The organism is Spirosoma endophyticum (assembly GCF_900112365.1).
In the GTDB taxonomy this organism is placed as follows: Bacteria; Bacteroidota; Bacteroidia; order Cytophagales; family Spirosomataceae; genus Spirosoma; species Spirosoma endophyticum.
Window position 1 is genome coordinate 23005 of the sequence record NZ_FOLQ01000031.1, and the last position, 24983, is coordinate 47987.

The window sequence follows — 24983 nt, forward strand, 5'->3', positions numbered from 1 at the left end:
TTATTCGTATCCTTAAGAATGAAAGATAAACATCCTTGATCGCCAATTGTTGTCGTGATCGATGTGAGTCCACTTTCTCTTGACGACGTACCATATTAAATTATAGTAATTTGTATTCTTTAGTAAAAAAAATAGTCACAGATTTTGGCTGTAACTACAAAATTTCCTAGTCAATTTGTATGGGAATCGAACTTTCACAAGGATTGTTATCTTAATCGATTGACAATCAGTCCCACTGATTGCCTTAGTAAAAAATTTTGTGAATTTAAAATAGTTTATAATAATAAGACATTCTGATCACTGTGTGACTGTAAACTACTAAGAGTTGAATAGAAATTTGTACTGAATTTCTAAATCAAAAATTCCTTATCTTATTCCAAAAGGATGAATCATTAATTACTTCTCCATAGGCTACGTTTTCAATCCAAAACTTAATCGCCTTTTTTGAAGAATCGTCTAAATCAGGGAACTCTTTAAGGGGAGGCTCTACACGAAAAAAGTCCGATTGAGGTAGCAAATATTTTACCTGTGCATCAACAATTTGAGAATTAGCTTGCATCATAAGCTCTATTATAAGCTTAGCCCAAAACAATCTGCCACTACCAACCATGTTTTTTTCTGGTCGGAGATTCGGACTAATCGATCCGGTTCCTAATGAAAGTATCTTTATTGGACCTTTAATCGCCTTTTGATAGATTAAAGGAGATCTATGTTGAAGTACTTCTAGATAGGCAGCTAGAGATGGATTATTTACAAAAATGCCACCATCAATACAATCTGTTGCCATTAGATTGTTACCGAGCGGATTAGGATAGTCAAGCTTAAATGGTGGAAAATAAGTTGGTGCAGCAGAAGTTGCGCGACAAATGTCTTTTAAAAGAAAATTTTTACTTGCGTGTTGACCCTGTGATTTAATTACTGCTTCTCGGCTCGTAAAATGTATGGGAAATCGGTTTCTCATATCATAGGAAGAGACAAAAATAGGAGTTCTACAGTCTTCCAATCTAGAAGTACCCAAGATCTCATTGAGGGCATTATCTAAACCCGTAGTATCATAAGAAGTTTGCAAATTAGAGATTTTGTCACTTAGCCAACGGGTAGGATATTTATTCTTAAATATAGCTGGGATATGCTTTTTATATAGCTTAAGAAGTTCTTCAGCAGAATATTTAGGTGTTCGAAAATTCTTATTTTTTTTTAAGGTTAATCCACATGCAATGAGTCCACCGGTAGAGGTTCCTGCGATCAAATCAAATCGATCTGCTGTACGCACTCCTGTCTGCGCTTCCAGTTCTGAGAGAATCGCTAGAGGAATTACCCCTCTAGCTCCTCCACCATCAATGCTCAGTATTCTAAAAGCCATCAAATTAAACTAGCTCGTATTCTATAACATGTTTAGCAATTTTCATTAGATCAGAACTAATAATTCTTCTATATTCAATTATAGCTGAGTCATTTAAATCACTAATTTGCAAAGTACGCCCTCTACTTGCAGATTTAGCCTCAGCAATTCTAATCTCATTTGTATCAGGGTATCCTTCAATAATAAGGTAAGGATCAGCTAGCAAATTGATTGAGCTTTCATTTTCATGAAAGACAACATATGTGCAGAAAAATGATACAGATTCCCCTTCATAAGTAAAAGTATCAAATTTAGAGCCAGAAGATGATAGGCCCAAGTTTGATGCTTCTATTACAGGATTGACTATCAAAGTTAAAAATTTTTCAAAAAAAGTTTTATACTCATCTAGTGTTGATATATGTGTCTGTTTCTGTTGAGATTTTTTCTCTAATAATTGGCTAGCGATAGCACTAAATTTGTTCTTTATCTCAACATATTCGAGGGATAAAGCTGTTTGAAATTCCGTACTGTATTCTGCAATTTCCATTTTGTTCACAGTTAAATCGTGTTTTGTTTGTGCTCAATTAAAAAAATTAATTAGAAGTCTAAATTTTAGATTCGTCTTCTTGAAACATTGTATCCTGTTCAAAAAGAGCCTCCAATTGAAACATACATCTAAGTACCGTTTCAAAACTAGATTCTAGCATTAGCTTAGGCTCAATCAATATGTCAGTATCAGACTCAATATCAACTGTGCCACCTACAGGGTTAAAATTTCCAATTTCTGTTAGCATCTAACTTAAATTTGACAGTTGTTTTAATTTTTCCAAACACCTAAATTTGGTTTGTTTTGCAGACAGATAAGTATACCCTAGCTCCTGAGCAATTTCTTCAAGCGATTGATCTTCCATGTAAAACGCTCGTAATATGGCCTGACACTTATCTCCTAATTTTTGAAATGCTTGCTTAATAGCTAAAAAATCATCTTCAAAATTTTCGTTGGATAGATCAATAATTGAAAATTTATCAACATATTCCCCTTCCCACGAAGTCCGCTTTTTATTGCGAATTAAAGTTTTGATCCTCAAATTTTCAGCGATTGAATAAATGTAAGTAGTCACTTTAACTCTTTCAACATCATACTTACCTTTGACTACATTCTCGATGAATACTATCAAAGCATCTTGAAAAAGGTCTTTTGCATCCTCAACATCCATACCTCTTTGGCGTACTCTATGCCGTACATACCCATAGGCAGAGTAATAAAGAAACTTAGTCGTCTCTTCTATCAGCTTGCCTTCTTGCAAATTTTGAACTATTTCCAGATCACTGAAATGCTTTTGCATGGTTATTACTACTAACAAAGCATTTGTCAACAAAGGTCTTCACTTTTATTTTAAGACTCTGTCTTAAATGTACTAATCTTATTCAGACATATGATATACACCAATTGAGATTTAAGTTGAATGAGGACTGATTTTCTCATGTGCATCACGTCCGTACTATATCTTTAAATATCTAATTGACTAATGTACAGCTAATTATCTTAAAATATTAATTTTTATCTAAAGCCTAAATGTCAATAACTGCATCTAACTCTTCATCAGCATCTTTGTGACCAATTGGCCTTAATAGTGTATCATTATCGGTTTACAATTCATGCATCCAGAATTCTTTCGTTGTAATTATCCAGAATATTGACCGGTAGCCCTTTCAGGTAAATCTCAGTAGTTTTTAAACTTGAGTGACCAAGCATCGTACTGATAGCCGTTAGCGGAATATCATGGAGCATAGCCTGGGTCGCGAATGAATGCCTGCTCACATAGCTTGTCAGATTTGATCCTATCCCACACAAAGACGCGAGCATTTTCAACTTTTTATTGTATCGCTTCCGAGCCCATTGAATGTCCTTTTCGCGAAGAGCAGGGGAGTCGCGTTTCAAGATTGGGAATACAAATTTGGAGTCTGTATTTTGCTGTACGTAATGCACCAGTATCGTTTCAAGCTGCGGAGCAATCTTGATGTCGTATAACTTTCCCGTTTTTCTCCGGCGATACCTGACACGGCCATTCTCGATGCTGGTCTTTTCCAGATAAGCCATATCCGCAAAGTTCATACCGTACATCATGTAACTGGCCAGAAAGTAATTGCGGGTATCAAAGCATAGATCACTGTCTGATAGTTTCAGTTCAATGATCTTTTTCAGCAAGTCTCCATCCAGAGCCCGTTTCTCCGTCGGGGCGCTCTTGATCTTGTAGTCATCGAACGGATACTGCTCTCTATCCACCAATCCAGACTTGATGGCTTTGTTGTAGATGGCACGGATTGCCCGCATATAGACCGATAAACCATTGAGCCCGTTTCCCTTGCTTTTGTGGTGAATCTCGAATTTGGAGAGAAAATCATACGTAATTTCCTTGAACAACAGGTCTTTACCGTTTCGGTAGTCTTTCAGGACACTGATCAGGCCCTTGTAAGACCGGGCTGTACCAATCCGATGCGCTTTGATAAGTTCCTCCTCACACTGAGTGGCGAACTGAAAGAAGGAGTCCCTGGCATCCTTCTGTGTAATCCTGTCTTTCAGCGAGGTAATGGATAACGTTTGAAGAACGCCCGATTCATGGAGTTTGAAAATAACATCCATGGCATCAGATTTCACTTTTTGAATCTGATTATTCAGTCTGGTTATTGAACTGACGCCCGTGTAAGTTTTCTTAACGCGACGTTTTTGCTCATCCCAATCCTTTTCGCCAATGCTTATCCCCAGGGGGATAGAAGTTGTGTTCTCATGATGACCTAAGCGCATGATGAGAGGATAGGTGCCATCCTTTTTCTGACGGCGCGTATCGAGTGAAATCACTACGTTCGTATTCATATACCAAAGATACGAAATAATTTGCACAGGATTTGCACAGAAAAGCTGTATTTATTAGTGTCTTTACGATCCTATACAACTTATAATAAGCTGATATTCAGCCATTTTGAAGCCACATGGATTCATATTGATACAATAATCTGCTGCCTTACAAGCAGAGGGTCGGCGGTTCGAACCCGTCAACTCCCACCATTGAAAATCAAGCACTTAACAATATCTGTTAAGTGCTTTTTTATCTTGGTTGAAACGTTGGTTGAAACATTCTTTGTTTGACTATTCTTAGGCCTAAGAGTAGTAGAAAAATAACGTTCGGGTAAATCAGGATTATTTGGCTAACAAACCCAATCCGGCGGATAGTCTTGCAAAATTTCTAGAGCTAATGGCTCTCCATAAATAGTACGACCCTCTATATTCCATTGTGGTAGACAAAGTAGATCACGTAAATCTAAGTTAAATTTGTAAGCGTGCTTCTCAACATAGTCGCTAACGGCTAACTTAGTAACCAAACCCTGTAAAGGAATGGCTTTTAGACTCCATTCTTCGAATTTCCCAGAATCAGGCCAGAGAATTATATCACGACCTGCTAATGCTTTGAATTTATCTGAATTATTCCAGGAGCTTCCGGTCGATCCTCCTGAAGCCAACCAGTTGAATTCTGGATAGACAATGCTAGCAGTAATGGCTGTTGATTCACCTTCAACAAAAGCAACTTTCTTTTCAGGATACAGGGCTACAAGATGCAAACCAAAATAGCACTGCTCCAGACGAATCTTTTTTTCCCTTAATAGGTACTTCCCTGCGAACCAAACACCAGGGTCGGGTTCATATTGATTCGTTTTTTCGGTTAAGCCTTGGAGGGAGCTGTTCTGGTTTAGCCCGTCGTCCAGTTTTAGGACTAAATGGAATTACCTTGATTTGGCATAGATTGTTAACTTGATCATATTGAGGCAAGGTAGTGGCAAACATATTTTCAAACACCCAGTGTTTTGATGTTCCAAGCCGATATAGTTCGAAAGCTTTGTAAGTTTCAGATACACCAAAAATAGTAGACAGCCAAATAAATAAACCATTCCGCTGGAATCCTTGGCGGCAAGGTTCGTAACGTTCGTTTGGAATGTAATCCGGCTTAGTTAATGGGGCATTTCTTTGTGGAAATGGCTGCCGTGAAGTATAATAGCCATCCTCAAGACCATAAGTACGCGCCAGTTCATAAATAGCATCAGTCATAGTGAGTCTATGTACTTGGGCATAAGCGGTTACTGGGTAAATTCGGCTGCCAGTTTGAAAGTTTTGAATATATGGCTTGCCTCGCTGGTCATTACGATAAAACACTTCAGCACTATGCTTCGTGGTATCGAACAAACGAATAGGCTGCCCACCTTGACGTAATTCTACCCCTGTGACAGATTCCAATATGTGAGTCCCGAATTCAATTTCCAGATGATCGCAGAGAGTGGTTAGCTTCATGCTGTTATTGTCAAATGATAGTGCCAGAATAACTTTAGCAGCTTCGAATGAATACTGTTACTGCCAAAGCCCTATATATGGCCCTTGGCAGTAACAGTATTCATTCGACCTCTTCAAGTAAGTAGTAGTGATTACGCCCTGCTTTACGGTCAGATAACTGTACTAAGCGCCCCTCGCTGTTATACATTTCCTGGGGCTCATCCTGAATAACTTTCAGGCGTTCACGAATTGTCGAATTTTTAGCCGAAAACTCTTTTTCGAGTATTCCTACAACTTCATGCTTTGGAATAGGTCCTTCGGCCAACAGGGTAGTTAACCGATCGGCGATGTCATCCACATCTGCTTTTAATTTTCGTTGACTGGTAGCTGCTTCCATTGTCGAGGCATCAGCTACTATAAGACTATAGGTAGTCTCGTTGTAGGCCAGATAAAGTGGCTCTGGGCGTTGGCACCGACGGGTTTTGATATAACGCAGCCGAATAAGGCTTGTATCATTACCCTTTGCGTCCTTTTCGAAGCCAATTTGCATGACGGTGGCTGATTTGTTAGCTGCCTCTGTGCCAACATGCCCACGAGCTTTTTCAGTGCCTGGATTTTGGTGAATGACAAGTAAGAAGGTAGAGTCGTAATTGTCACATAGATTTCCAAGAAAATCAAACAGTAATAGCGCTTCTTCACTTCTATTAAAATCACCTACGCAGTCGGTAACGACATCAATAATGCAGAATAAATGTAACAAACTGTTATCACGCACATGAGCAATAAATGCTTCAAGTGCCTGTTGTCGTCTAGCGCGGCCTACACCTTTGATACTGGTAAACCGAAAGTTGTCGGGTTTGTCTTCAATGCCTAAGCCTGCATTTCGTTTCATGCTTTGAATGGCAAAGGGTAATTCCTCTCGCCGATTTCGCTCACTGTCTATGTAACAGAGACAATACCGTTCTAGGGACGTTCGCTCATAACCTAATGCCTGAGGAGGTTTAAGGTTAGGTGACAGCATCAAGCCACCGAACAACTCGGCTAACCGGGATTTGTGCGACCCAAAAGTTCCCTGAATAATATTAACTGTACTTCGTCCAACAATAGGAGTGCCATCGCGACTTATTAACGGAGGGGAAAACACGATCGGCTTAGTAGCCAGTTCTGTCAACTCTTGCTCGAGTGCCAGTAGAGAACTCAATAAAGGTTTTGCAGGAGCATCCGATTGGTTACTGGTATTATGCAGTAGCGGATCAGGGACTCTATTCATCTCATCGATGACAAAACCGTTTTTCGCGCGTAGTTGTGCTAGATCCAATTTACTTTCAACTGACTTATAACTATTTGGGAATTCATCCAAATTGTTGTCTCCGTTAGTAAACGTTGTAAATTGACGGGGCAAATTGATCTTAGCAAGGCCATTAGCCTTATCTTTGTGTTGTTCAAATTTCACTCTTTGAATACGATTTTCAGCCTTGAAACTGTTGGCGCAGTTTCAAGGCTATTTTATTAATAAATGCTTTGGAGAATAGGTATAAATAGCTAATATGCTACTCGTACAATAAGAGAGGCTACTAAAACTTTATTTCTAAAGTATAAACCAGCAACCTAGGCAGATCGATTGATATAGCTTTCTAATCGGATGGCTGTAGCCATTCAAGTAATTGGGCGCGATTAAAAAGCAACCGTTTTGAACGATTACGGATGACTATGCCAGCAGGCATTGATGCCACTTTTGCGTAGAAAGTACCCGGTGGCCAGCCAGTCATTTTTTTTACTTCGGCAGCGGAAATAATAGGTGTCGTATCAGAGAAATTTGAAGAAGGCCGGTAAGCCTGTTGCTGACGCAATTGTTGTAAAACTTCTTCAATTGCCGATAAACGGCGGTCGATTACCTCAAAAGGATTTGTCATTGCTATAGGTGTTTTGCCTCAGCAATATTCACGAGATGTCAGTGGTGGAACTGGTACGAACTAGTTAGCTTTTATTATTATTTGCTATAGCCATCTCTAACTCGCTATTATATAGAGAAATAGCTTTTTCAGAAATATAAGATTTAATTCTTTGGTAATTACGAACAGTATTTTTCCCGTAACCAGTTCGAACCAGTTTAGAGGTATAATCTTTATAATAACTTTCTAATTTCTTCCCACTTGTTTGCCCATATTTACGAGCTATTGCATCTGAATTATTCTTAGTTATTAACCAACCTTCCAGGTGGGATAAGATTGCTATCTGGGCGTGAGAAAGCCTACCGTTATCCATCTCATCTAAATAAAGTTCTTCGGTTTTGAGATGGGTCAATTCAATGTTTGGTTGATCTATTGACTGATTGACTACCGTATTCTGGACATCTTCATAGGACTTTTCTCCCCAAATCTCATACCAATTAGGCAAAGTATTTAGCCTACCAATTAGGCTATTGATTGCATCTATATATTCAGCCTCTCCGCTTTCTAAAAAGTCTAATAGGATTTTTTGAGCTTTCTTATCGCTCCAAAGTCGTTGCCCAAACTCTTGATACTTTTTAAAGAAGGCACTGCCATTCGGAAAAACATTATTCTCTTTATAGCGAATAGCATCCCAACCTTCAAAAGAACTCAGGTAAGACTTTAACCATAAAGCAGCGTCATTACCTCTATAGATTGTAAATGAAGTACAAATTCCTTCTAAATAACTTTCCAAGCTTTGATGATAACTCCCTAATTCTATTGATTTAATATGTTGCCATATATTGGCTTGTATAGTGATTTTTCGACGGGATAAGGGTTGGATTTTTTCGCTCTCCATTGCAAGGTTCTATTTCAATACTTCTTTGCTTATAACAATTCTTTTCTGAAATCATTCTAAGACTTGGCTGATGAGATAATTTTTACTGGGTGAAAAGACATATGAATAAAAAAAATTGTATGGCTTATCCGTTACCTTCACTATGCTATCCAAGAATAACCTTTCTGAACTCGACATTTGTACCAAGTATAACTTCGGCTGTTGAGACGACGGGCTGGAGGAATAGGTTTCCGGAGGGATTCTCCTTTAACGATATTTGTATTCATGCGTGAGATAAATTGACCGTTCGTGGCGTGAATAGACTATATGAGACGACTATAGTCAATATACATATTGCTATTATTGATGCAAAAGACAGCAGACGCGCTGCTTCAGATGATATGTAGCAGACATTTGAATATATCCGAAGATTGGATATCCTCTGCCTCAATGCGTTTTTTATTTAATCAATAGTGGCCAAGCACAAACTACATTATTTTCAAATAGGTTATTTCACATGCTCTACATAAACGCTTTTCGGATATGAACTCAGCAATGTCATATCGACCATTCGTTTTTTGATAAATATCTAACCCCCTTCCCAGCACAATTTTCCAACCATTATTTAAGGTAATTGAACGGTCATGAAGTGCCGCATTAAATTCAAACTGAAAATTGATGGATGAGGCTAAAACCGATTCTGCTAATTCGGTTAATGATTTTCGTGAATCTTCGATATAATCACTTGTATTGTTGGTTACTAAATAAAAGGTTAGCTCTGTATCAGCTTCTTTGCATCGAACTACTGTTGTGACAAACTCTAGGAGATTACGAAATTGGTGCGGGTGCCGTATAAACGGATCACATAAAATAATTTCAGTGGCTCCCCGTAAATATTTGCCGAACAGCATATCGAATGATACCCCTATTTGATTGTCCCGTATCACAAATTAGCCAGCTTCAAGTGGTACGTCAGAAACTACACTTATATCCTGTGGCACGACTGAACTACTGACTGAACTTGGGTTCTCTCCAGCATTTGTAGGCTGTTGAAGAGTTTCCAAGGTTTCAATCATTACAGACTGACCGGATGAGCGTAGCTTGTAAGAAAAGTCAACTGTTTCAAAGGTTTCGTCAATTTTGACTAATTGCTCTTTTACCCGTTTACGACACTCAATGGCAAACTCTATTAATTCTTTAGCCTCTGGTTCAGTACAGTTCCCGTCTGGATAAATGACTTTCATCAACCCGGAAAACGTCTTGCCTATACCGTCTTTATCACGAGTTGTAATGCTGTTCGATAGGTCAAAAAAAGATTTGTAGGCGTGGGTAAAGTCTTCTTTACGAAGTTCTTTCAGAATCTCGGCTAAATAGTCAACATTAAAGCCGTAATCAGAAGTGAACATTTCATTTCGTAACTTATTTACCTCCCAACCAGGTAAATAAGCATGAATACGGTCCAGAAACGCCGGGTCATAATAATCACGAGGAAGGGCTTCAAATAGATTACTGTGTTTCAACATATAGGGCACTGAGTGATCGGTATTGCCAACAAAAACCATCGATGCGGCAGCTCCATAAACATCAGTTCCCCGCGAGAACGATTTGTTAGCCATGTAATTTTTCAGAATATCCACCAGCCCTTTATCCGTCCGTTTATCCCGCCCTGCGAACTCATCGTATGAAACCACATCCCAGTAGCCTACCAGCCCGATATCGCCCGTACTATTGTTGACAAACAGTTTTGCCTTACTGACTTCTCCGCCTGAAATCAGAATGCCATGGGGTGACATTTCTGAATAAATGTGCGACTTACCAGTACCTTTCGGCCCCAGCTCAATGAGATTGTAATTATTCTCAGCGAAGGGAATTAGTCGAGCTAATTGAATAAGTTTTGATCGAAACGAGAATTCATCAGGATTGAGTCCTAAGGATTGCATGAGCACATCAACCCATTCATCTTTCGTGAACGCGCTTCGGGCCTCTTTGTAATTATCTAGGTCGGCGTTAGCCATCTGAATGGGCTTCAGATTCTCGATCACCCAAGGCGTTGCACTCGCATCATCGGTATTGGCGATATAAGCCATAGTGACAATACACCAAACCCCACTCGACAACAGTTTTTTATGCTGACGGATAACCTCATCAGCAATAGGTACTCGGTTTAGGCCCAAGTTTATAAACTGTGCTTCGTATAGATCTCGCTTGTCATTTAAACGAACGGCCACTTTATCAATGATCCGGTGACTGCCTCGCTCCCGAATTAGTGATTTAATATATTGTGCCTCATCACGATGTACAAAATGACGGGCAATGATATCCCGAACGGTTTGTACACCACTGACTATTGTATCTTCATCATCCGTAGCGCAGTACTGTCCCAGGAGATACTCCAAAACATAGGTCGGTACAATGGCATTACCTTTTATCAGCTTTGTGAGATCTTTACGGACAATCTTACCTGCAAAATATTGGTTTAGTTTCTGATTCAGTTCATTCATTGGAAAGGATGTATGGATGGCGCGACTTAGAAGTTGTCAAAATCATTAGTGAAAGCAATCGTCAATAGAAAATTAAAAGTCCTGTAGGTTTTCCATTGACTTGTACCATCTATCGGTTCCTCCAGTCGCAAAATAATGGACTGATTATTGTAAAAAATGCCAGCCTTTTGAGTTAATTGAAACCGATGCTTCGTTTCGCGTAGCCGCTCGGCCGTTTCTGTAGAGTCGAATAAATACAAAAATTGATCGGATAGCAACGTACTATCTTCGGCAAAAAAGGCAGCCCTAATTTGACGTGGCTGAACTCGGTCGCCAATGGCTTCCTGCTGCCAGAATGATACAGCAACAATATTGGTTGTGATGCGGTCAAATGTCTTGATTAGATCAATATCGACCAATCGAAGAGTATCTACTTTTTTCTTAACGATCTTCAATAAGGGTACAACGACTTCCTGCAAAGAAGCACCACCATGCACATAACGACTTCCTGATCCACTCAATCGAAGACGTTGCGCCGATTTAGGCAGTAAAATAGTGGTATCGCCTACTAAACCTACCTAGTTACTCTCGAAACGTTTGAACCCTTCACTTGCCTTTAAATTCTGCCCGATTATATACCGTCGGCCCTGTTTCCAAACCTGACCAGTTATAGAAGTCGCTAAAAAATCGGTATCATCGACGGGTTGCTGCTGGTACAGAAATCCATGATCGGCTGTTATCCAAATATGGACACCATTCATATTCACCACTTTGCGAATGATTGTTTGGATGGTATCCAAAACTCGATCTGATTCATCAACCACCTGCTGCTCCGTAGCTAATGTATCCCCAATTCGGTCAATACTATTGTGATAAATATAAATAACTGAGTAAGGCTTTACCCACTCTCTGCCTTCTCTATTGGCATTAAGGGCCAGAAAGTCAGTTGAGCTAATAGCGATCCCTTTGTGTTTCTGCAAAATGGCCGAGCGGTTACCTGTTCCTTGTGTTGGCAAGCTATCGGCCAGAACTGCATCAGTGCCAGGCTGAATGGCAAGCTGTGTTTGGGGGAGCAATGCCGCCATGCCTAACTGTGTGTAAGAAGGAAGGCCAGTTACCATATACGACAAATCGGCTACGTACCGGTTTTCAGTCTGCATGCGTTCGGCTAACTCCCGCCCCCACTCATAGCGAAGTCCATCTGAAATAATGACAAACGTCCGCCCTTTATTTAACTGGGGTTCTATTTGGTAGCGAAAAAAATACCGTTGGGTTTGCAACGGGCCAAAGGCCCATTCGATTGTCTGATCTACTATTCTTTGCCAGTGATTACTAAGGGGCAGTAACCATTGGTTGGTATAGACTGCGTCAATTGCCTGAACAACAGTTTCCAGCAGATCTGACTGACCTTCTGCCTGTTTTGTCTGTCGGTAAGCGTATACTAATTTGCGATAATGATTGTCTACCCGATAGAGTCGTTCTGTATATCGTTCGGGGCCTTCTGAAAGTGCTTCAAACGGTTCGTCGGCCCAAGCTTCGACTAACGACCGAATCCAGACAGCATGAATCAATACATCATAATAAGACTGATAGGTTAGATACCAGTATTTGTTTTGGCGTTGTTTTTGGATAGTTTCAATCCGCTCAGGTGTCGCCGTTCCGCTCACAACCGTTCGAGCTAATTCGTCAATAATACGCTGTTCGACAGGCTCAAATAAATTATCGTCCAGTAGAGCTTCGAGAGTAGTCCTAGGTAAAAGAGTTGGCAGATTCAGATCATTACCAGCACGTTTGGAAAGTTGCCGGAAGCTATCCTGATAGCGAAGGTTAACCCGCCATCGATTCATCAATACGCGTGCATCGGGCTTCAGAAGTGTAGGCAAAAAGGGAGTATTTGTCTGGAAGAGAGCCAGCACAAACTCGTAAATTGAGGGGGTGTTTGAGGCATAGCCAAAACGGCTTGTCACTAGTTGCCAGAATGTTTCAGTGAGCCCAAACCGAATTAATTCCTACCCAAACCGGTCATCAGAACTGGTTGTGATAGTATGCGCGTAAGCCAATAGCATTTCACTTAGGCTCAGGCTCTCCTGCCCAAAGACAACCGCCAGCATCCGATTTCGTAGACCAGCTTCAGATTCGCCCGTAGGGATACCGAGCTTGGCTAGTTTCTCACGCCGTCGGTTACTTTTAAAAAATTCAATATGCGTACTGACAAAGGTATGGTAGTGATAATCCAGATTCAGATCTTGCATAAACTGAGCCTGTAAATCGGTCCGAAAAACGTAACCCGCCAGTTGGACATCCAGTAGCCAGTTTTGCTCATAAACTGGTTGGCCGTAAGGAAAATACAATAGAAAGGATGTATCTGGCTGTTCATAAAACAGCCGATACTTAATACCGAACTCATTGTTATTTACTGTAATTGTTTCAATATTGGGCAGGTCGAGCTGGGTTACCTGTTCGATCATCTCCCCACTATCATCGTACCAAAAAATGACTCGATATTTTGCAAATAAGTTGAGCAGTGATGCTGTTAGTTTATCCAAAGGAATCGTAAATAAGGGTGCCAGATGGCGTCATTCGATTCCTCAAAATTGGTTGAATAATCTGGAAAGTTTAACTAGCCTAATTAGTTTATGCTCTCGAGCTGTTGATTAAGGGCTTTTAATTGCTGCGTGTGTTCGGGCGTACCTGCCGTTTCCGATGATGCAGCTACCTGTATGGCTTTGTTGGTAAGCGTTTTCAGGGTACTTACTTGAGACTGTAGATGTTCATTTTGTGTCGTTTTGGCAACTAATGCTTTTTCGGTCTTATTTAGCCGATCAAGTAATGAACCAGCGGCCGCTTCAATGAACGCAGCCGAGCTTACAGCGGCTGCCAGACAATAAGCGCCAAACACAAAATAATGGTAGGTTGAGGGTTTATCCAGCAAGTCGCTGGAAGCACTCATCAGCACAAAAGGAACGATACCACCAGCCACAACTCCCCCTAACAAACAGATTTGTACATGGCGATTCAACCGCTCAACTGAATCTGCTCCAGTGTTGATTGCGTCGACTTTAACCGTATCATACGTTCGTAAGTAGTTCCAGGTTCCACCTAGCAGCCCACAGGCCACAATGATTAACAGCATTGTCCAAACGTCGAGCGGTTCGGTTGTAGTTTGTTTTTCCACTGCTCCCGCTGCTGGACTGAGTGTCGTTTGAGCAGCTGCTTTACTCGCTGTGGCCTGCGTTGTGCTGGAGGCTGGGCTAGTACTTGCTGTCTTCGTCGCTGTGGCTGACGTGCCGTTGGTGGCTGTACCTGGGATCGGCTGCGTCGGGCCGGGTATCCATAATAAAAGGCAGAATAAGAACGTGAACATGGTGACGAGGAAATAAAAGAGGAACAAGACAAAAACACTACTTTACCTGCGCAAGATTGTATGTGAAGGCGAAAAAGGGCTTGATCCGATAACCGTTTTCGGTGGGTATCTCAAACGACACTGGAACCGAATCATCTGGTACATAACCTCCAGAAAGAACGTTGGATTTCACATAAGCAATGCCGCCATGAAACAACATACGACGGCCCAGTACTTCAAAGGCGACACCGCCCCCGCCGAAAACAGCTAACGAGCCGCCTGACAACGGATAACCTAATCCCGCGCTAATCACTGGATTAATTTGAGAATAGTTGCCCCAAGACACATCGAACATCGTTACCAAATAAGGTGAACCAAGACCGACTTTATCCTGAACCAGCGTTCCTGCTGTAGCGGATGTCGGTTTATCGGGTTTGATGCTATAGCTATTCTCCGTAAGAAACGGCAAGCCGACCCCAGCACTTATGTTAATGTGCATGGTTCCTTTTACCTGTACGACGAACGTCGTGTCTAATTCAGGTGGACTAGCGGTAAGCTTACCATCCTGAAACTTCATTATCTTGTAGCTTTGGCGAATATCCATTTTGTCGCCTTTAGCAGAAGTTGTAAAGACATGAGTGAAATTAGCACTAAGTATTTCTTCTTTGGTTTGCCAGAATCGGGTGAATTCTAGGACCCAGTCAGTGCTGGTAACAATCTCATGCCTTTTGACAACATCCGAATTGGCTTTATCAAGATCAGCAGTTGCTTGTTGGGCCGCTGTAACAACATCCTTTACCTGCTGCTTCTCGCTGTCTTTGAGCTTATCACCGTATTCATCAAGTATTCGATTACCCAGCACTTTGATCGTACTTAACAGCTCGCGCAAATCAGAGGTTTGTTTCTTAAGTCCTGTAGCGTCATCATCTACAGATTTTTTTAAATCGGCAACTTTTTGTTGGGCATAATCGGTAATAAGCGCATTGAGACTTACGCTTGGTGTATTGCCAAACGGCGCAAAAAAGCCGTCAAAAATTTCCTTAGTTGTGGTGGTAAGTCTGCCAGCATCGTCAATAAAAAACTTTTTTTCATCTATTAGCTTTTTGCGCTCAATTAACCCAGTATATAAGTTGAGATATGCCTGTTTATAGCTGCTAAGGGCTGTTGCATATTGGGTGGCTTTCCCGTCACTCCGTTTCTTGAAATCGAGCAGCGTATTCAGTAGTATACCAACCTCATTATTTCTAGCCTGATCCGCTTTGACTTCCTGGCTTGTTAATTTCTTAGTTATACTAGATGTAGACTCGTTTAAAGCTTTGGCCTTTTGAGTTCCATCGGGTAGTGATAAACCAGGTAACCCTTTTATGGAAAATGGTCCCGTCAGACTATCTCCAAAGGATTTGTTTATGGTTACCTCTACTTTAGTCGGCTTGAAAGCAAAGCGAAACGGATTGCCGGTGCTAGTAATGACAATTTTGCCATCACGCCGGACATGGAGGTAAGATGACTCCAGAAAACTCCCATCCTTTTTTTTTCGCTCATATTTTAGCTCACCAGTGGCTAGATTCTGAGTGATGCGTAACTCACTGTCTTTTATCGGCTGAGCCTGTATGTGATGACTGAGCTGCATAGTACCGATAACGGTGATAGCAAAAAAGAGACTATACGTATTCATGATTGATTAGTGTTTGTGGGATTGTACGGCGTCTTAGTACGAAATAGGTGCAGCGATCGAAGTAGGTGGATTTACTCTCAAAAAATCAGTCAGTAAGTTTACTCTTAATCCTTCCTTCAACTTTTTTGTATTAAGCGCGTCGAATACTGCATATGCCTCATCACAGTAGGTACGAAGGAAATTCCAGGTCATTTGTTGCTTGCGCCCCCAGGTGACACAAACGGGGCCCTGTGCCGTATATCCCGAAACATATACATAATGACCACCCCATGAGTTGGGCGATCCAGTTGAGCCATCAACAACTTCCCACGGTTGGCCACCATCAATTTGTCCTTTGGCTGATTTGGGTAATAGTAACCCGATACCCACACCCACATCCATGAAAATGGCGTTCTTTACTTCATCGGGATTTGCTGGATTAATCTGGGCAAATGCACTGATAGTGAGTTGCTGATCAGCTGCCAGCCAACCCGTATTGCGCCACCGATTTAATGAATCAAGCACAACTACACCATTATCCATTCCGCCTGTTTCCAGAAAATACTCACTAATTACATCCTGATCGCTGATTGAAATGATTTGATTCTGCTCGATTACTTCAAAACGTAGTGTATGATGTGCACGCCCTGCTATGACGCAATCACCTAGTTTGTCATTTGCGTACATAGGAGTCGGAATGCCAGAATGTTTGACGTCAAAATCGTAGGCATCCGGTATCACCAGATCAAATGGGGCTTTCATCAACTTGCTGAACTGTAGTGTCCGGGGATCCTTTCGGGCACGGGCTTTGCCCAGTTTGAACACTTTGTGAAAACCAATTCCTTTTGCGCGTGCCATATATATTAGTAGATTCTGAGGTATGAACTTTGACCATTCAAAGCTACATCCTCCCCCTAGCACTCTGCACCGGGAAATTTCCCGTATTTACGCTGTCTTCTAGCTGTTTTTTACGCAAAAAGCCCCTGATAGTAGTCAGAGGCTTTTGAGAATCGATTATCAGCAGAATTAACCGGCTGGCTGAAAAGCTGACGGATCAACAATGGGCAATACAACGTTTTGAAGGCTGGTTCCGCGTAAACGCTCGAACAATACGCCCCGCGTTGTGGAGATAGAAATTGAATTCAAGGCCGTGGCCAGGCCTGATGGCAATATTCCAGGTATACGGTGCTCTTCCGGCTGACTTTGTAGCCAGTCCTGGTAGCCGGTTAGATGGTAGTGACAGGCGGAATGAAGCACAACCATAGGAGCCTGTTCAGGCGATGTCCCAGCTTCTATTTCAACCTGGACAATCTGCTCGTTATGTTCTGAATCAAATAGATGCTGCAACAAAATGCCAAATCCTATCTCGGCATCTTCGTTCATCAGGCTTTCGTTAATGGTAAATGAGCTGACCCGAATTTCTTTAATTTGAAACCCTATTGTTACAGCGCTTTCGTCTGCCATATTATCCATTTGGTTGGGATTGCCCGATACTTGCCTGAAAACTACCCCACATGACAGGTTGCCCCGTATGTTTATACCGGTCTGTGAACACCATAACCGGCTGGTAGCGAATTACAGTATGGGTTACAATCTTCGGCTCTTCTTCTTTTACGCACAATAATTTCACATCCAGCACCTGCGAAAGGTCGCTAAGGGTATCGGTTGTGAAGTTGTGCGTACCACTTAACCATTTGCTAATTTCGGAGGGCTGCTTGCCCATTTTTTTTGCCAGTTGCTTCTGCGTCCAACCCTTAGCCGCCAGCGCGTCGGCAATGCGGGCGGCCATCATCATGCGGTCGTGTACGCGTTGTTGCTCCTGGGGCGTTGCCTCAGCTAGCAGAGTGTCAATTAGATTCATAGATAATGGATGTTGGCTGGTTCTGGTAAGTAGTGCTCAGTAATTGTCAGTGTCGAGGGTCAATTCACCCTCCAGGGTTAGACCGTCGGCCGACCAACGCAGATCGCCTGCGCTGAGTGCCTGAATAATCGTTTTCGATATAAGCTGCAGTAGTTCATTGGCTACCTTCAATTTAGGATCTTCCTGCCAGGTACGTGTTGTTTTAGGGCCACCGCCCCCTACAATTACGGCCACCCGACCATTTCGGATGCAGTATAGCCGCAATTTCTTATTCTCTGCGTCGTATAAAGCTTCAACGCCATCGCCAGGCTTGCCTTCGTTGGGTTTGAAAAACGTTTCTCTGGCTCCCGTATTGTGCCCGATCTGCTGTAGCCGCAAAAGCAACTCGCGAACCTGATCACGATAATCAGCTACGTTCTCCGCTACAAACTTTTCCAGCAACGTTTCAATTTCGTCTTCGATACGTACCGAGTAAATAACGGCTTTCTGACCAGAAAGGCTATCATTTTTAATAAGCTCAAAATTCACTTACAGCTAAATTTTAGACAAATATAATGCCAAATTGTTTAAAATAATTTAGTTATGAGTGAATTTAGTGAACGGTAAGCCACTCATAAAGAAAGCATACTACTGGTTTTACTCATCTTCTGCATGCTCACCTGCTTTCCAGTCAAACCCTTCCCGGAGACGAAGGCAGTGGGCTATGCTGCAGCGTTTCTAATTGTCTCTTGTATTGGCTTAAAACCTCATTTTGTTTTCGAAGGCTGAGAAAGTTACGTTATCTAAAAATTCACATACTCGCTAGTATCATCCCATTGCAACCGTTTAATAATTTCATCCCTAAGCCAATGAGTAAATAGCTGTAAACCAGATATTTTAGGTTGCATATATAAAATATATCTATCCACTCTTCTGATTAACTAAATAATGGCGTCTACTCAATCTCGCATTGATGTTCAGCGTAATGCTGAAAACTCCTCTGTAAAACAATTTCTTCAAGATCAGCTTGGCCTGCTTTTCACTATTGTTGGGGGCATTCCTATCTTCTATGAATATTTTGGCTTGATTGATAAGCCAAGTACAGTATCCGAATCGGCTTTACGTGCTATCAGCCTTACTTCACTATTGATAAGTAGTATGCTGATTCTGTTCATTTATGGCGAACGACGGCATTTAATCAAAGATCGCAGAATGTATTCGGTGGTGCTCGGTGTACTATTAATGGCTGCAGGTCTGGTGCTGCTGGCCGGTTACGTATACAAACCCACAACAGAATCGCTGCTGTTTGAGTATCGCTCTGCTAACAAGTATCATGTATACATGTATGGACCGTCAGAAAAAGCTGATGAACCCCTGAATCGAGTAGGAATTGATCAACCAATTGCGGTTACACTCGTTTCATATATTACTAGTCTCTCATTTGCTTTTATCTGGATATTAGCTATCCTTTACTTAATATATGAAATAAATTATCGAATTCAGAAGGCCAACCAGAATGCTCTCAGGCAGACAAATGGCACTTTTAATGTAGGAGTTAATCCAGTTTCAGTTTCCAGAAAGCTGTTAAGCTTGGTACCTACTATCCTAATTTTCATTTTTATTTCTTCACTAATTGCCTATCCAATAATTAAGCTTAGCACAGAACATACTAGGCTTATTATTAGTGTGCGAATGCTTAATATAATACGTACTGGTGCATACATATTCTATTATCCTTTATTGGTAATGGGAATTGTATTAATGGCAACTGTAGTCTTTAACTCGTTTGAGAATCGGCGCAATTTTTATCAAAATATTAATGAATTAAGTGAACCATTCTACAATGAAATTGAGCGAATGACATTTAGCTTAAACCAATTCGAAAATTGGTTTAACCGATTGGAATTAATATATAGAGAAGATAATCTACTTAAGCCAAGCGAATCTACTAATCAATCTACTGATGAAATAGCGAAAGCTACAATTCGTGAAGAACAACGTCAGTTTTTCTGGCGCGTTATGCATGCTAAAGCCCATTATTATCGTCAACGAATAGAAGAATTCGCCGTATCCGAAAATCGAATTTTATCCGCATCAGGAGGATTAATTGATGAGATATTTGAATACGTACCAAGCGGCAGAAACATATTGAAGGAATTCAAGGCCGTTAGTTCCGGAGATATTAAGTTCTGGCAGAAACGTGGTGAAGAATACTTGCGCTGGAATATAGACATGATAAAACAAGGGGTACAGGTGACACGAATATTTCTCATAAACCGTAGCCCTGAGTATTTTACAGGAAAAGATCCTGAAGAATCAAAAGCAAATTATGGAGTATTATTTAGCCAAATAATTCAGGGGTTTAGAACATACATATGTTACGAAGAAGATTTTATTGCCAATGATGGAACACAGTTCGGATTAAATCGAAATGATTTTGGTGTGTATCCAGATTTTGCTGTTTCATTCTTCGCAAAACCGCTTCGTGTGGGTGGTCGAAGTCTTTTAATGGTCTTTGACCCTGATATTATTCAGGATTATACGAATCTATTTAATGAAATGCTCTCAAAAATTGAAAACAAAGAATGTTTCAGTCTAGATAAAGAAATTTTAAAAATAGATGGAGATGTCCAAATGCTTAAAGAAACTAGTAATGTTCTTCGGCGTATAGATGCTATGGAGACATTTTTGCTTAATACGTACTTCACGAAATTTGGCTCACCAACAGAAGGAGTAATTAAGGATCGGGAAGATCGCATTAAAGTAGCAGCAGCCAGAGTGCGAGAAATAGTAAATAAATCAAAGTAGCAAAACTATATTAGCTTTGCTACTTTGATTTTCACTCTTCCTCCCCGCTCCCCGCTTTTTCTGTTAATCCTTTTACAGGGGCCAGAGCCGAGCCGAAACGATTATAATTGACCAGTACGCCGTCGTCCAGATCCATAGCAATAGGGTTGGTAGCGAGGGGATAAATTACCTCGCGTTCGTATTGGGCAAGTTCGCCCAATACTTTATCCAGTCGATCGATTTCCTTTTGGGCGCGGGTTTTCTCACCGGCAGTGGCCAGGGCGCTCTGGCTAAGGGTTTGCTGCTGCTCACGCCGGTTGCGTAGCTTATCCTGATACTCGCGCAGGTAGCCGTTGAGCAGCCGCGCTACGGTGTCTGGGGTATAGCGGTGCAGGTAGATGAGTGCGCTGAACGAGCCTTTGGGCGACCGGAACAGCCAGTAGATGGGCCGACGCCGGTAACGCCGAATGTGGTCGTCGTAGAAATAGCGGACGAAGTATTTACGCAGATCCATGCCCAGACATTCTTCTACGAACATCAGGTTCTGGTTAAATGACCGGTCCGACGCTTCGGCATCCCCGAATGAGGCCCGCAAAAATGCCCTAAACCGGGACACGATATCATCGGCGAACCAATCTTCATCCAGGATAGGAATAATGTTGTCAGCATCTGGTTGAAATGCGTTTTCGTCTGCCAAGATTCCGTTTGCCTCTATTTCGCTTTGGTAATCGGCCAGGGTTTGGCCCTGACTGGCGAGTACTAAACCCGGCTTGCTGAGGCTGTAGCGACCAAACATGCAGCCGACGGCATACGACACAAACTGCGCCATAATCTCGCGCCGATCAAACTGGAGATCAACCACCCCCTCTCCTTGTTTTAAGGAGAGGGGCCGGGGGTGAGGTTTGGCTTCCTGCCCCAGAATGGTAATATCATCCGGCGCTACATCGGGTGTTAGCTCGTCCTGAAGGCCGTAGAGATCAATGAAAATGCGGTTGAGTTCTTCTTCGTTCTGGTGAAGCTGACTGAATTTTTCCTGCCAGTACGTTTCGTAGGCCGTTACGGCGTTGGCAAGCAAATTATCCGGCGTGGATTCGCCCGTGCGGTGACAGAGCAACTCATTCGTTTGAAAATCCCACGACGTTTCGCGGGCATCCCAATCTTCGCGGGAAATGTTGATGCAGGAATCTACTAAAAATAATACCTTCTCTTTTTTACCAATCTTAAATGGTATTTCATTAACAGTATTAGGCAAGTAATTTAATGTTGGAGATAACTCCTCCAAAAATTTAACTCTGACAGATGAATTTAAAAAACCAGTGCAATATTTTAGTAACAAGGAGTCAGGATTAGCAATGAAACAACAGGCATCATTATGTACAGCTTTTACTTCTGAATATCTTATTGAGAAAAGGCCACTATTTATTCGCGACCAAATAGCGACAGGCTTAAAGTATGCGCTTGAATTTCTAATAACTGATCCTTGGGCATTCTTTATTTGCTCGCCGTTATTTTCCCAGTTTATAACAAAGTCGTAATTTCCATACCATTTTTTAGCTTCTCCACCTTATGACATGGAGCCCACTTTTTTACTTTAAAATCATGACCTGATGCGGCAGAGGTATTTATTTTTGAATAACTAACTTCATTCCATGATCTCAAAAATTCGTTATTATTACCTGTTTGCATTCCTACCGAACTCTGTAAATGCTCTTTCAAGGAATCCTCATCAATAAATATATTTAGTACTCTGTCACTCAACCAATAACCAATCACCTCTCCAGGAATCTTCTCAAAATTATCTTGTCGGGCATGGTAGGTCAACGCTGCGTTCGTAACGTTGGCGGCTTTTTCGGTAGTATTTTTCAAATCAACTAAACGAACATAGTGTCCGGCGGGTGGTTCAGCATATGTTTGGTTTTGGAATGTAAAAGCCGCGTTTTGCACCACTTCGCCCCCAATTTCGGGAAACGTGCGCGGGCCGAGGTGTAATAACGTATCAATCAGTATGGTATCAATAAGCTTTTTCCGCAGGTCTTCATAACTGCCCAAGAACATCCAGCTATGCTGATTAATCATGCTGAGGTAGCCGCTTGGTTGGCACAAGGACAACCCTCTTTCCATAAAACAAGCCATCAGGTCGGCTTTAGAATCAGGATAATACTTTTTCACAAACGTCGATAAGGTAGCATTCATGGCTCCTCCGCCCATATACGGCGGGTTTGCTACTACGCACGTACGCTTGTACGCCAGTAGCATGAGGTGTTCTAGGGCTTTCGATAAATCTTCGGCAAGCGGTTTGCGGAAAAGGTCGCTGCTCTGTCTGGCGTAGGTGTTGAGCGTATCGGCGGCTTGCTGCAATGTAGCGTCACCCGTTTCAGGCCGGATGAGTGCACCGAGGTTATCGGCCTGAGTCATCAGCGTCAGGTCGGCGCGGAGGGTGTCGGTTAGTGCTACGTCCGCATCGGCCAGTACGGGTTGCCAGTCGGCGGGGGTGGTGTGTTCGAGTTTGTGCAGGGCTACTACACGCGGTTGTACATTCCGTCGGAAGAAACGGCGGTCGTACTGCCGGGCTTTCATGGTTAGTGTAAAGCTGGCTAACTGGGCCGCCCGCTCGTCGATGTCGAAGCCCATCAGGTTGTGTTGCAGAATCAGGCTCGGAATATCAGTGCGGCTGTAGCCTTCTTCTTCGTAAATATGGGCCAGCAACTCAAACGCATACACCAGAATGTGGCCGCTACCCGCTGCCGGATCAAGCAGGGTCAATTCCTGCGGGCTGGTTAGTTTCAGGTACGTATCGGTGGTTTCAGACGGACTTTCGAGGTAATACGGCATCAGGGCTTTCAGGCCAGAGCCGGGTTTGTTGCGTAGCCAGAGTTTGCCCAGCGTGTTCTGCACCATGTATTCCACCCCTTCAGACTGGATGTAAACAGCTAAGCAACGCCTGTTTGTTGAGTAGTTAGTTTCAAAGAAAGTACTTAACAAAGCTACTCTTTTTACGCTCAGATCAGCCTTTCTAGCTTCGGGAATGAGTTGGGTTTATCCAGTCGTAGATTTGCTTTTGGACTACCTGTTGTCTAATTTGGGTACGAGCGGTTTTCTACGAACAGCACGAGATCCCGGGTACGCATCATCAGGCTATAACTGCTAAAATCTTAATCATAAGGCTTTTATATATTTTATATGATTTTATCTTTACAAGCTAGGTATACTTATTTCTTAGTCTATTCCCATAACACTTTAAAAAATGACTTATCTTGAAATCGTACAATTAAATGCCAACCATTTTTATTTTCTGACCTACCTAATTTACTGTGAACTAGGTACTTGAACAGTATTTAAGCATACAAAAAAAATCGTTCACGAAAACCTCCGGTTGATTTTAAGACAAGACACTTTCAGGATAAAGAGAAATGGTTGCCTGGTAGTCAACCACACAGTGTATGACAGAGCTCAAGACCGGTTACACCAAATAACGACCGAATACTAAGTTGCTTCCTCTCCGCCTTTTTTCTTCACTTATCTTCAGTACGTAAAACGGCAGGTGTAGCTACCGGCTGCTTCAGAATCAGGCCATGACGAAAGCTACAACGTAATGGGAATGACTTGAAAAGGCAGATTCCGTATGCAGTGTATAAACGGCTAAACAGGCAAGTAAATGGCTTTACAATCGCCCCTCTGGAAGGCAAATGTTCGCTTACAACAGGCCGCCGAAAATAGGAAGCCTATGCGAGTACTGGAACCTGATCGTACAGCCGTATTTCTCCTCCAAACAGCCATCGTGAACACGGGTATAGCCAATATCACGGTTGATGGAGGATATGGACAGGAAACCGCCAGAGCCGTTCGTGCCATCGAGACGCGTTTCAATCTGGATCGTGATGAAGGGATAGCCGCTCGACAGTCGCTCGGTGTACTTGATATCCTGCTACAAGGGGGGCTATTGGGAAAAGATCTGGCGCAGACAGATGTAGCGCTGGCCACCCGAAAAGTCACGGCAGCGCTCAACGCATTGACGGTATTACGGGCAAGCCCTCAACGTGTAAATCCAGTGAATAACCTCACAATTGATGCCTTGAGAACCCATTTCAGGCTTACCCAAACCACCTCGACGATTGGTGTCTCCCGGCCATTTACGACGACTGATCTAGAAACGATTATTGAGCGTTACACTCAATTGATCCGCTTGTATGCGGCCAGCGAGACTCGTTTTCGCACGGGTGCGCCGATCAACGGCATCTTCACGGCAGCCGAAGCCCCCATCAATGGCCCAATTACCTTTGGGCCTGCCTTTACCAATGTCAATTCTAATTTTGGACCGTTCATTGGAGAAAATTCACGGGCGGCCGTTTTGATTCACGAGGGCGTACACGTATTTGATCGGATTTCTGGCCGGAGTGATACGCATATTTCGGAGTTCGAAGCCGCCTATAACAGGCAATCCGCCGAC

25 protein-coding genes are annotated in these 24983 nt (G+C 42.2%); 2 read left to right on the plus strand and 23 right to left on the minus strand.

Features of this window, described 5'->3' with window-relative positions; genetic code table 11:
- Positions 1-355: 355 nt before the first annotated feature.
- The 21 genes from BM202_RS32935 to BM202_RS33030 all read right to left on the minus strand — a co-directional run bounded on the left by BM202_RS32935 (position 356) and on the right by BM202_RS33030 (position 18298).
- Positions 356-1363 (minus strand): patatin-like phospholipase family protein, encoded by a 1008-nt coding sequence (locus tag BM202_RS32935; RefSeq protein WP_093834275.1) that lies wholly within the window; start codon positions 1361-1363, stop codon positions 356-358.
- Positions 1364-1367: 4 nt separating this feature from the next.
- Complete coding sequence (locus tag BM202_RS32940) at positions 1368-1889, minus strand: hypothetical protein (protein WP_093834277.1); 522 nt, start codon at positions 1887-1889, stop codon at positions 1368-1370.
- A gap of 58 nt (positions 1890-1947) precedes the next feature.
- Complete coding sequence (locus BM202_RS32945) at positions 1948-2136, minus strand: hypothetical protein (RefSeq protein WP_093834279.1); 189 nt, start codon at positions 2134-2136, stop codon at positions 1948-1950.
- Complete coding sequence (locus BM202_RS32950) at positions 2137-2688, minus strand: RNA polymerase sigma factor (protein WP_093834281.1); 552 nt, start codon at positions 2686-2688, stop codon at positions 2137-2139.
- A 311-nt stretch (positions 2689-2999) separates the two neighbouring features.
- Positions 3000-4217: a site-specific integrase gene (locus BM202_RS32955; protein WP_093834283.1), complete on the minus strand. Its 1218-nt coding sequence runs from the start codon at positions 4215-4217 to the stop codon at positions 3000-3002.
- Between the two features lie 332 nt (positions 4218-4549).
- Complete coding sequence (locus tag BM202_RS38860) at positions 4550-5104, minus strand: DUF6371 domain-containing protein (protein WP_262507745.1); 555 nt, start codon at positions 5102-5104, stop codon at positions 4550-4552.
- On the minus strand, positions 5040-5684 hold the full coding sequence (locus BM202_RS38865) for a DUF6371 domain-containing protein (RefSeq protein WP_093834287.1): 645 nt from the start codon (positions 5682-5684) through the stop codon (positions 5040-5042). The genes BM202_RS38860 and BM202_RS38865 overlap by 65 nt, the downstream gene beginning before the upstream one ends.
- A gap of 100 nt (positions 5685-5784) precedes the next feature.
- Positions 5785-7116, minus strand: a complete 1332-nt coding sequence (locus tag BM202_RS32970) for a hypothetical protein (protein ID WP_093834289.1) — start codon at positions 7114-7116, stop codon at positions 5785-5787.
- A gap of 181 nt (positions 7117-7297) precedes the next feature.
- Positions 7298-7576, minus strand: a complete 279-nt coding sequence (locus BM202_RS32975; RefSeq protein WP_093834291.1) for a hypothetical protein — start codon at positions 7574-7576, stop codon at positions 7298-7300.
- Between the two features lie 64 nt (positions 7577-7640).
- Positions 7641-8453, minus strand: a complete 813-nt coding sequence (locus tag BM202_RS32980) for a hypothetical protein (protein ID WP_093834293.1) — start codon at positions 8451-8453, stop codon at positions 7641-7643.
- 467 nt (positions 8454-8920) lie between these two features.
- A complete protein-coding gene (locus BM202_RS38575; protein ID WP_245776905.1) occupies positions 8921-9379 on the minus strand; it encodes an MIT C-terminal domain-containing protein in 459 nt (152 codons plus the stop codon).
- 3 nt (positions 9380-9382) lie between these two features.
- Complete coding sequence (gene brxL, locus BM202_RS32985; protein ID WP_245776906.1) at positions 9383-10933, minus strand: BREX system Lon protease-like protein BrxL; 1551 nt, start codon at positions 10931-10933, stop codon at positions 9383-9385.
- A 26-nt stretch (positions 10934-10959) separates the two neighbouring features.
- A complete protein-coding gene (locus BM202_RS32990; protein WP_143100825.1) occupies positions 10960-11433 on the minus strand; it encodes a PglZ domain-containing protein in 474 nt (157 codons plus the stop codon).
- 57 nt (positions 11434-11490) lie between these two features.
- Positions 11491-12915: a BREX-1 system phosphatase PglZ type A gene (gene pglZ / locus BM202_RS32995; RefSeq protein ID WP_093834297.1), complete on the minus strand. Its 1425-nt coding sequence runs from the start codon at positions 12913-12915 to the stop codon at positions 11491-11493.
- A gap of 6 nt (positions 12916-12921) precedes the next feature.
- A complete protein-coding gene (locus BM202_RS33000; RefSeq protein WP_093834299.1) occupies positions 12922-13458 on the minus strand; it encodes a hypothetical protein in 537 nt (178 codons plus the stop codon).
- An 83-nt stretch (positions 13459-13541) separates the two neighbouring features.
- Positions 13542-14276 (minus strand): YEATS-associated helix-containing protein, encoded by a 735-nt coding sequence (locus BM202_RS33005; RefSeq protein WP_093834301.1) that lies wholly within the window; start codon positions 14274-14276, stop codon positions 13542-13544.
- 37 nt (positions 14277-14313) lie between these two features.
- On the minus strand, positions 14314-15930 hold the full coding sequence (locus tag BM202_RS33010; RefSeq protein ID WP_093834303.1) for a hypothetical protein: 1617 nt from the start codon (positions 15928-15930) through the stop codon (positions 14314-14316).
- 33 nt (positions 15931-15963) lie between these two features.
- Positions 15964-16767, minus strand: a complete 804-nt coding sequence (locus tag BM202_RS33015; protein ID WP_093834305.1) for a hypothetical protein — start codon at positions 16765-16767, stop codon at positions 15964-15966.
- 168 nt (positions 16768-16935) lie between these two features.
- Positions 16936-17373, minus strand: coding sequence for a hypothetical protein (locus BM202_RS33020; protein WP_143100826.1), 438 nt, complete (start codon positions 17371-17373; stop codon positions 16936-16938).
- A gap of 1 nt (position 17374) precedes the next feature.
- Positions 17375-17770 (minus strand): helix-turn-helix domain-containing protein, encoded by a 396-nt coding sequence (locus tag BM202_RS33025; RefSeq protein ID WP_093834309.1) that lies wholly within the window; start codon positions 17768-17770, stop codon positions 17375-17377.
- Between the two features lie 36 nt (positions 17771-17806).
- Positions 17807-18298 (minus strand): hypothetical protein, encoded by a 492-nt coding sequence (locus BM202_RS33030; protein WP_093834311.1) that lies wholly within the window; start codon positions 18296-18298, stop codon positions 17807-17809.
- Positions 18299-18697: 399 nt separating this feature from the next.
- Here BM202_RS33030 and BM202_RS33035 point away from each other — a divergent pair, with 399 nt between their 5' ends.
- Positions 18698-20557: a hypothetical protein gene (locus tag BM202_RS33035; protein ID WP_093834313.1), complete on the plus strand. Its 1860-nt coding sequence runs from the start codon at positions 18698-18700 to the stop codon at positions 20555-20557.
- A gap of 31 nt (positions 20558-20588) precedes the next feature.
- On the opposite strand, the gene BM202_RS33040 is transcribed toward BM202_RS33035, so the two are convergent.
- The gene (locus BM202_RS33040; protein WP_143100827.1) at positions 20589-22058 is read right to left on the minus strand and encodes a BREX-1 system adenine-specific DNA-methyltransferase PglX; all 1470 of its coding nucleotides are present in this window, start codon (positions 22056-22058) and stop codon (positions 20589-20591) included.
- Positions 22055-23434 carry an Eco57I restriction-modification methylase domain-containing protein gene (locus BM202_RS33045; RefSeq protein ID WP_093834317.1) on the minus strand — a complete coding sequence of 460 codons (1380 nt, stop codon included), beginning with the start codon at positions 23432-23434 and terminating at the stop codon, positions 22055-22057. Before BM202_RS33045 ends, BM202_RS33040 begins: the two co-directional genes overlap by 4 nt.
- Before the next feature lie 757 nt (positions 23435-24191).
- On the opposite strand from BM202_RS33045, the gene BM202_RS33050 reads away from it, so the two are divergent.
- Positions 24192-24983 (plus strand): peptidoglycan-binding domain-containing protein (locus BM202_RS33050; protein WP_143100828.1); only part of this gene is annotated, 792 nt, incomplete at its 3' end.

What these genes read in the sequence shown, in the direction of transcription:
- BM202_RS32955 (WP_093834283.1), bottom strand. Translation starts at nt 4,217, where the DNA reads ATGAATACGAACGTAGTGATTTCACTCGATACGCGCCGTCAGAAAAAG.
- BM202_RS32975 (WP_093834291.1), bottom strand. Translation starts at nt 7,576, where the DNA reads ATGACAAATCCTTTTGAGGTAATCGACCGCCGTTTATCGGCAATTGAA.
- BM202_RS33025 (WP_093834309.1), bottom strand. Translation starts at nt 17,770, where the DNA reads ATGAATCTAATTGACACTCTGCTAGCTGAGGCAACGCCCCAGGAGCAA.
- BM202_RS32935 (WP_093834275.1), bottom strand. Translation starts at nt 1,363, where the DNA reads ATGGCTTTTAGAATACTGAGCATTGATGGTGGAGGAGCTAGAGGGGTA.
- BM202_RS33015 (WP_093834305.1), bottom strand. Translation starts at nt 16,767, where the DNA reads ATGGCACGCGCAAAAGGAATTGGTTTTCACAAAGTGTTCAAACTGGGC.
- BM202_RS32980 (WP_093834293.1), bottom strand. Translation starts at nt 8,453, where the DNA reads ATGGAGAGCGAAAAAATCCAACCCTTATCCCGTCGAAAAATCACTATA.
- BM202_RS33045 (WP_093834317.1), bottom strand. Translation starts at nt 23,434, where the DNA reads ATGGTGCAGAACACGCTGGGCAAACTCTGGCTACGCAACAAACCCGGC.
- BM202_RS33035 (WP_093834313.1), top strand. Translation starts at nt 18,698, where the DNA reads ATGGCGTCTACTCAATCTCGCATTGATGTTCAGCGTAATGCTGAAAAC.
- brxL (WP_245776906.1), bottom strand. Translation starts at nt 10,933, where the DNA reads ATGAATGAACTGAATCAGAAACTAAACCAATATTTTGCAGGTAAGATT.
- BM202_RS33010 (WP_093834303.1), bottom strand. Translation starts at nt 15,930, where the DNA reads ATGAATACGTATAGTCTCTTTTTTGCTATCACCGTTATCGGTACTATG.
- BM202_RS33005 (WP_093834301.1), bottom strand. Translation starts at nt 14,276, where the DNA reads ATGTTCACGTTCTTATTCTGCCTTTTATTATGGATACCCGGCCCGACG.
- BM202_RS32940 (WP_093834277.1), bottom strand. Translation starts at nt 1,889, where the DNA reads ATGGAAATTGCAGAATACAGTACGGAATTTCAAACAGCTTTATCCCTC.
- BM202_RS33020 (WP_143100826.1), bottom strand. Translation starts at nt 17,373, where the DNA reads ATGGCAGACGAAAGCGCTGTAACAATAGGGTTTCAAATTAAAGAAATT.
- BM202_RS38865 (WP_093834287.1), bottom strand. Translation starts at nt 5,684, where the DNA reads ATGAAGCTAACCACTCTCTGCGATCATCTGGAAATTGAATTCGGGACT.
- BM202_RS32945 (WP_093834279.1), bottom strand. Translation starts at nt 2,136, where the DNA reads ATGCTAACAGAAATTGGAAATTTTAACCCTGTAGGTGGCACAGTTGAT.
- BM202_RS32950 (WP_093834281.1), bottom strand. Translation starts at nt 2,688, where the DNA reads ATGCAAAAGCATTTCAGTGATCTGGAAATAGTTCAAAATTTGCAAGAA.